Origin of the sequence: Nocardia sp. MH4 (genome assembly GCF_019266065.1) — a bacterium.
Lineage (GTDB): Bacteria > Actinomycetota > Actinomycetes > Mycobacteriales > Mycobacteriaceae > Nocardia > Nocardia canadensis.
The window spans coordinates 1-7,539 of record NZ_LPNR01000016.1; the positions used below are offsets into that span (position 1 = coordinate 1).

The 7,539-nt window shown below is 70.9% G+C and carries 7 protein-coding genes and 1 pseudogene; 3 read left to right on the forward strand and 5 right to left on the reverse strand.

The window, feature by feature from the left end; translation table 11 throughout:
• Positions 1 to 192: 192 nt before the first annotated feature.
• Positions 193 to 795, reverse strand: coding sequence for a TetR/AcrR family transcriptional regulator (locus tag ATM97_RS00275; protein WP_255586515.1), 603 nt, complete (start codon positions 793 to 795; stop codon positions 193 to 195).
• A gap of 73 nt (positions 796 to 868) precedes the next feature.
• On the opposite strand from ATM97_RS00275, the gene ATM97_RS00280 reads away from it, so the two are divergent.
• Complete coding sequence (locus tag ATM97_RS00280) at positions 869 to 2,347, forward strand: ABC-F family ATP-binding cassette domain-containing protein (RefSeq protein WP_255586516.1); 1,479 nt, start codon at positions 869 to 871, stop codon at positions 2,345 to 2,347.
• Positions 2,340 to 3,188, forward strand: a complete 849-nt coding sequence (locus ATM97_RS00285) for a virginiamycin B lyase (RefSeq protein ID WP_218715873.1) — start codon at positions 2,340 to 2,342, stop codon at positions 3,186 to 3,188. The genes ATM97_RS00280 and ATM97_RS00285 overlap by 8 nt, the downstream gene beginning before the upstream one ends.
• Here ATM97_RS00285 and ATM97_RS00290 read toward each other — a convergent pair.
• The 4 genes from ATM97_RS00290 to ATM97_RS00305 form a co-directional block, all read right to left on the reverse strand.
• Positions 3,177 to 4,238 (reverse strand): hypothetical protein, encoded by a 1,062-nt coding sequence (locus tag ATM97_RS00290; RefSeq protein ID WP_218715874.1) that lies wholly within the window; start codon positions 4,236 to 4,238, stop codon positions 3,177 to 3,179. The two genes, ATM97_RS00285 and ATM97_RS00290, sit on opposite strands and share 12 nt — an antisense overlap.
• 128 nt (positions 4,239 to 4,366) lie before the next feature.
• The gene (locus ATM97_RS00295; protein WP_308248317.1) at positions 4,367 to 5,962 is read right to left on the reverse strand and encodes a VWA domain-containing protein; all 1,596 of its coding nucleotides are present in this window, start codon (positions 5,960 to 5,962) and stop codon (positions 4,367 to 4,369) included.
• 184 nt (positions 5,963 to 6,146) lie between these two features.
• Complete coding sequence (locus ATM97_RS00300) at positions 6,147 to 6,398, reverse strand: WhiB family transcriptional regulator (RefSeq protein WP_019046786.1); 252 nt, start codon at positions 6,396 to 6,398, stop codon at positions 6,147 to 6,149.
• Positions 6,395 to 6,937, reverse strand: a complete 543-nt coding sequence (locus tag ATM97_RS00305; protein ID WP_218715876.1) for an HNH endonuclease — start codon at positions 6,935 to 6,937, stop codon at positions 6,395 to 6,397. Before ATM97_RS00305 ends, ATM97_RS00300 begins: the two co-directional genes overlap by 4 nt.
• 387 nt (positions 6,938 to 7,324) lie before the next feature.
• Between ATM97_RS00305 and ATM97_RS00310 the strand changes: the two are divergent.
• A pseudogene (locus ATM97_RS00310) lies at positions 7,325 to 7,539 on the forward strand (serine/threonine protein kinase); the annotation flags it as partial.

A 7,539-nucleotide genomic window follows, 5' to 3' on the forward strand; every position in this document is an offset into this window, starting at 1 on the left:
ACGCAGGGCGGGAAGATGGTCGAGCGGGAGTCGCGTGCTCTGGCCGGTCGGCTCGGCGTCACGGCATAACTTGGTGTAGAGGTACCCTGCCCGCCGCTGGACGCGTACGAGGACTGATCATTCCGCCGACGGGCCCCGCCGACACTGTTCGGCGGGGCCCGTCGGCGTCGGTAGCGGTGCGCGTGCCGAGGACTAGCCGGTCTCCTCGGTCAGCAGCCCTGATCGGGCGAGCACGGCCGCCGCGTCGGCGGCCCGGCGCGCGTGGTCGGCAGTGACCGGTTCGTGGGTGACGAAGAGCCGGTGGAACAGGGGCGCGACGGCGAACCGGACGACTTCGGTTCCGCTGACCGCTGCGTCGAGTTCACCGCGCGCGATCGCCCGGTCGACGATCACCGCCGCCTCGGCGTGCCGGGCGGCGTAGTAGGCGCGCAGGGCATCGGCGGCGGCAGGGTGCTGCATGCCGGCCGCGATGAAAGAGGTTGCCACGGGCGCTGATTCGGGATCGGTGAAGCCGGTGCGTAACAGCTCGGTGAGGGCGCGCAGGTCGCCGGTGAGACTGCCGGTGTCCGGGATCGCCCACGGCAGGCCCGCTGCGCGGTCGAGTGCGTCGGCGACCAAGCCCTCGGGACCGCGCCAGCGCCGGTAGACGGTGGTCTTGTGCACCCCGGCCCGCTGCGCGACGGCGTCGACGGAAAGGCCCTGGTAGCCGTGCTCGGCGAGCTCGGCCGTCGTCGCGTCGAGGACGGCCTCCCGCACCCGGGCGCTGCGCCCACCGGGGCGCCGTTGCGGTTCCAAAATCTACTCCTGTTGCGTTAGTGGGCGAGCCTTTGTACATTTAAAGCTACACAAGTTGCGATTGGAGCGCTGTTTGACCACTCAACTAACCATGCGGGGCGTGTCGAAGTCCTATGCCGACCGGCTGGTACTCGACGCGATCACCGCGACCATCCGGCCCGGCGAGCGAGTCGGCATCGTCGGGGAGAACGGCGCGGGGAAGTCGACCTTGCTGCGGCTGCTCGCCGGTGCCGAGTCCGCCGACGCCGGATCCGTCACCGTCACCGCCGACGGCGGCGTGGGTCACCTCGCCCAGACCCTGACCGGCGACACCGTCGAGGCGGCGGTCGAGCAGGCGCTGGCGGAGCTGCGCGGGCTCGAACGCGCGATGCAGGCCGCCGCCCAAGCGCAGGACATGGACCGGTACGGGGAATTGCTCACCCGATTCGAGGCCAGGGACGGGTACGCGGCCGACGCCAGGGTCGAGGCGTCGATGCACGGACTGGGGCTGGCCGGGATCGATCGATCGCGCCGCCTCGACAGTCTCTCGGGTGGGGAGCGGGCCCGGCTCGGCCTGGCCTGTCTGCTCGCCGCCTCGCCGGAGGTGCTGCTGCTCGACGAACCGACCAATCACCTCGACGACAGCGCGCTGACCTGGCTCGAGGACCGGCTGCGCACCCACAACGGCACGGTCGTGCTGGTCTCGCACGACCGGATCTTCCTCGACCGGGTGGTGACCGCGATCCTCGAGGTGGCCGACCGCGGCCTGACCCGGTTCGGGGGTGGGTACAGCGGATTTCTCGCCGAGAAGGCGGCCGCGCGCGTGCGCTGGGAGCAGGCGTACACGCAGTGGCGCACCGAGATCGGGCGGCTGGAGGAGTTCGCGACCACGACCGCCCTGCAGGTGGCGCACGGCCGGGCGATGACCGACAACAACAAGATGGCCTACGACCGCAACGCCGGGCGGGTCCAGAGCTCGGTCGCTTCCCGGGTGCGCCGGACCGCCGAGCGTCTGCGCCGGTTGCGCGAGCAGCCGGTGCCCTGCCCGCCCGAACCGCTGCGGTTCCGTGGACGATTCGCGGCGGCCGGGTCGGGCGCGGAGTTCACCGTCGGTCCTGTGACGCTGGGCGCGCGGGGACGGCTGCTGATCCACGGTCCCAACGGCGCGGGCAAATCGACGCTGCTCGACGCGATCCACGCGGCGGCGCCGGACCGGATCGGATATCTGCGGCAGGACGAACGTTTCGATCCGGACCGCAGCGTCACCGAGACCTACGGGTTCGGCCGGGCCGCGCTGCTGGGGACCGGGCTGTTCGCGTCCGACCTGCTGGATCGTCCGGTGGGTAGCCTGTCGGAGGGACAGCGGCGCAGGCTGTCGCTGGCGCGGGTGCTCGCCGGCGAACACGATCTGCTGCTGCTCGACGAGCCCACCAACCATCTCTCGCTCACTCTGGTCGACGAGGTGGAACGCGCGCTGCGCGACTATCGGGGCGCGGTGGTCGTGGTCTCGCACGATCGGGCGCTGCGCCGGCGGTTCCGGGGAATACAGAAGGGAATTCAGGACTTTGGCTGACATCGTGCAGGTGGTCGAGGTGCCGGGCGCGCCGTACGGGGTGACGATCGGGCCGGACGACGCGGTGTGGTTCACGCTGGTCGCCCAGGGTGCTGTCGGCCGCTACGCCGACGGCGAGGTGCGAGTCTTCCCGCTCGAGCCGGCCGACGGACAACCGACGGTGATCGTCACCGGACCCGACGAGGCCCTGTGGTTCACCGAATTCCAGGGCGGACGGCTGGGTCGGCGCACCCTCGACGGCGCCGTCACGAGCATCGCCCTCGACGGACCCTACGGGGTGTGCGCCGGACCCGGCGGGGCGCTGTGGTTCACCGCGTTGCAGGCAAGCCGGGTCGGGCGGCTCGCCGCCGACGGCACCGTCGAGTACGTCGACGTGGACGGGATGCCGTCGATGATCACCGCGGGATCCGATGGCGCACTGTGGTTCACGGTGAATCAGGGCAACGCGATCGGCCGGGTCGACCAGGCCATGGCACTCACGATGTTCCCGCTGCCGACACCCACCGCCGCCCCCGTCGGGATCGCGGCCGGACCCGACGGCGCGGTGTGGTTCACCGAGATCGGGGCGGGCGCGATCGGGCGCATCGAGACCGACGGCACTGTCACCGAATTCGCGCTGCCCGACCCGGCCGCACGCCCCCACGCGATCGTCGCGGGCCGCGACGGCGCGCTGTGGTTCACCGAATGGGCGAGCGGAAAGCTCGGCCGGATCACCACCGGGGGCGAGATCGACCACCTGACCTTGCCCGGCGCTGAACCGCACGGACTCACTGTCGACCCGCGCGGCCACCTCTGGATCGCCATGGAATCCGGTGCGCTGGTGGAGGTCTCACCCGGCTGAGGACCGCAACCGCTCGAGCAGCGCGCGGAGCCCGGGCGCGGTCGGTGCCGTCGCCGCATCGATCGTGCCCAGCGGTACCTCGAGCATCCGCAGTGGATAGCCGTCACCGGTCACCACGCCGGTGTCGGCGAAGCCGAACGCGGCGAGCAGGCGTGCGACGCCGGTGCCGGTGTGCTCGGTTTGCGCGTAGACGCGGGTGGTCGGCCGGGCCGGGTCGGCCGTGTGGATGTCGAGCAGGACCTCGGCGAGATGATCGATGTAGATCTGCGAGATGGTCAGTGGGCTGGCGCCGAGCCTGCCGCGGAACCCGCGGAGCAGACCGACCGAGAACAGCACCACCGCGTCGGACCATTCGCCCGGCCTGCTCAGGTGCAGACCGCGCAGCTGCGCGTCGGTCAACCCGCCGGTCCGGCAATAGGCGGCCTCGCCCAGCCGGTTCAGCGGCAGGATGCACGAGAAGCCGACCGGCACGAAGGTGCCGTCGACACTGGCCTCGATCAGGCTGTAAGCGAGTGGATTGACCTGATGCACACTGAGATTGCGCTGCCGGATCAGATCGAGCGGGGTCGCGAAACCGGACCGGGCGAAGGCTTCCCGGTTGATCTGGCACAGCGTATCCAGGTCGCGATCGTCGAGATGGCGCACGCGGTAGTCGAGCTGTGGTGTCGCATCGCTGTCGCCGGTCATACGTCTCCCATAGTGCGAGGTGAGGTCGGGCAGCAGCCCGCTCTCGTCGATGATCCCGGCCAGCACGTCGATCGGTTCACGGCCCGCGAGCCTGCCGACCACCAGCGACAATCCGCGCAATCCGGCCGCGATCACGACGGTGAAGAGGACGAAACCGAGCCAGTCGCTGTTGGTGACCACCGGCAGCGCGTCGATGCCCCGCTTGACCGGGTCGGCGAGCTCGAGCGAGCTGAACACCCCGGCGGTGGCCGTGCTGACCGTGAGGATGTAGTGATTCGGCTTGCGCGCGGCCAGGATGACGGCCCGGGCGGCGCGTTCGCGCCAGTGCCGGAACGCGACCCGCGCCCCGTGGTACGTCGGCATGGCTCGTCTCCCCCCCGTGGATCGGACCGAACGCAGTGGGATGCGAGTACCCGATGGTGCGTCGGTTCACACCAACGATGTCGGCCGCGCGCACGAATGCTGTTGTCCGCGCGGCCGTGTGAGACGCGTCAGGGCGTGGTGAGCGCCTTCACGACAGCGGTGCCGAAGCCGAGGTCGTTGCTGGTCGGGACCCGGGTATAGGTGCCATTGGTCTGCTGCGCGAGGGTCTGCAGGGTTTGGGTGCCCTGACCGCCGATCACGACGACATCGATCCGGACGGGTTTGCCCGCGGTCGTCGCGGCGGTGATCTCGTCGACGAGGGCGGTGCCGGTCAGGGTCGAGTCGTCATCGGGACCGTCGGTGACGACAAGGATCGAGTTGGTCCGGCCGGGGGAGTAGGCGGCGACCGCGGAACGGTAGGCGGCGAGTAGGCTCGGGTAGGCCTGATCGGTGGCGCTCTGGGTCGCCTTGGTGCTGGTGACCGCCGACCCGACGGCATTGCGTTGGGCGTCGGTCAGCAGTCCGGTGGGGACCTGCACCTTGTAGGGGGTGGTGCCGTCGAGGTTCTTGCCGAAGGTCCACAGCCCGAGGCCGAAGTCCGGCGGCATCACCGTCAGCGTCGAGGCCAGGGCCGCGCCGGCGTTCGCGAGGCGGGTGGTCGAGCCCTCGGCGGTGCCCATCGACGACGACACGTCCAGCAACACCGTCGCGTTCACGCCCAGCACAGGATCGGCCAGGGTGGACTGCACCTTCTGCAGCGCCGCCTTGTCCGGGTTCGGCGGCGCGGACCCGATAGCCGGGCCGAAACCATCGGTGGCCAGGGCGCCCGCCTGCTCCGGGGCGCGCAGGAAGTCGATGAAACGGGAGGCGATGAGGTTCTGGGTCTTGTCGACCCAGGGACCCGACAGCAGCGCGGCGGGATAGTCCGCCAGCGGCGCGGTGCCGACGGGCCGGAACGCGGTCAGGCCGCCGGTACCGAGCTGCTGGGCGGTCGCGGCGACGGCGTGCACCTCGTCGGCGGTGGGGTCGGCACTGATGGCGGCCATCGCGGTCATCAGGTCGGCGGGTGTCTGGGCGCCCGCGGCCAGTCCGGAGATCGCGGCCACGACCTGGCCGGATCCGGCGGCCTGCGCGGTCAGCGGTTCGGTGCCCGAGACCGCGCCGCCGATCGCGGCGGCCGCCGCGGTGGTGGCATCGCCCGCGGGCAGGGCCATCCGCAGGCCGCCCCAACCGGACAGGCCGAGCTCGTCGAGCGAGCCCTGTTGCAGGCGTGGCAGATCGGACCAGGCGATCCGATGCTGTTCGAGGGCCTGGCGCAGCGCGTCGGGCACAGCCAGCACGATCGGGCTGGTGGCGATGGAGGCGGGCGTGCCCTCGATCAGGCCGGGTACCCGCACGAGTTCGATCGATCGGGTCGAATCGGCGATCCACAGCCCCGGCTTGGGTCCCAGCGCCGGGTCCCACTTCCCGGGATCGGCCAACCCCGCCACCACGGCGGCCGACGGCCGGGCCGACACCTTCACCTGGGCGCAGTGATCGCGCACCCGCGGCTTGGTCGCGTTGTAGCGATCGGCGGCGGCGCGGACCGGGCCCGCGATCGCCGGGTCGACCGTCACGTCCAGCGACGCCGGTCCCTCCACGCATTCGGCGGCCGCCGCGACGTCGGTGCTCGCGGCGCGATCGCTGAGCTGGAACCAGGCGAAGACGGCCACGAGTATCAGCACGAGTACCGATGCCGCGATAACCGGACCTTTGCTGATACTTCGAGATCTGGTCCCGCTGCGATGAGTACCCACGTGGCAAGTTTAAGGAGTCGTGACCGGGCCGCCGCACGGTGTACACCGATGCGCATCGGCGCTGGTCACGACCTCGGGCCGGGTGTCACGACGGACACCCGGCCCCGGCCGGTCACTCGCGGATCACCCGTCCGCGGTCGTATTCACGGCCGCCCCAGACCCCCGACTGGCCCGTCTGCGCCGCGTACTCGGTGCACCCCGCGAGCAACGGGCAACCGGCGCAGATCCGGCGGGCGTAGTCGAAGTCCTGCGATGGATACGGGAACCACGCCTCGTGGTTCGGGTCGCCACGGCAGGCCGCGCGATGCCACTGCCCGGAATCGGACAGAGTCAGCAGTTCGGTCAGTGCGAGGTCGGTGGTCACGGCGCGTACTCCTTCCAGATCCGGCGCTGGGTGCGGGCCAGCGGGTCGGGAGCCTTGGGCTCCCACAGCAGCCGCATCCCCGCTTCCTCCGGGGTGCGGTCGGCCTTGCTCGTATTGCAGGGGCCGCAGCAGGCGATCAGGTTGCCCCAAGTGTTCGGTCCGCCCCTGCTGCGCGGGCGGATGTGGTCGACGGTCTGCGCCCAGTCGTCGCAGTAGCCGCAACGGTGCTTGTCACGGCGCAGGACGCCGGCCAGCGTGGCGCGGCTGTCCTCGCCCACCGGGGCGACGTGGCCCAGGTAGACGTAGCGCACGAGGCGGATCGTCTCCGGCAGGCCGATGACCAGGTGCTGGGACCGGATCGGGAACCGCGGCGCCCGTTCGATGACGGTCTCCGCGGCGCCGCTGATCAGCAGTGTCACGGCCCGGTCGGCGGTGATCTCGTCGAGGGCTTCGTAGCTGGCGTTGAGCACGAGCACCCTGGTGCGTATCCAGGTGTCGGAGGTGGGCGCCATCGGGTCGACGGCATGACGGATCGTCATGGGAATCACCATGTTTCGGGAGAGAAAGGCGAACGACGGTCGAAGGGGAGCGGCTACCGCGTCAGTGCGCGAACCGGAGACGGGCCATGGCATCGGGGCCCGCGTTCGACACGCTGTGGGCCGAACCGGCGCGGCGGTAGGTCTTTTCGGACTGTCGCCGTGGCGCAAGGGTTTTCATGGCCGTCTCCTCCTCTCGGGGTGTCTCGTCGGTCTCGCCGTGTCGCGACTGACCGGCGTGGAATTCATGGTGACATACGGCGCGCCGGATGTCGGCTGATTTATTTCCGGTAACGCTCCGATACCGACGGAAACCCTGAACCGGCAGGTCGCGATACATTTTCGGGGTGAGGTGCCCGTCGGGCGCACCGATCGCGAGGAGTGGTGCTCATGCGGACAGCGCTGATTCCGGCCACCGTGGTCTGCGCGGTGGCCCTGCTCCTCCCCGGCTGTGGCGCCGATTCGGGTGGCACGAGCGCGCCCGCCGATCGGCCGAGTCCGACCCTGCCCGCGCCCGGCTCGGCGTCCTCGGTCGAGCCGAGCGCGGCCGGGCCGGCGACACTGGTGCCACCGGCCGCCCTGCCCGCCCCGTCGCGTGGCCCGGC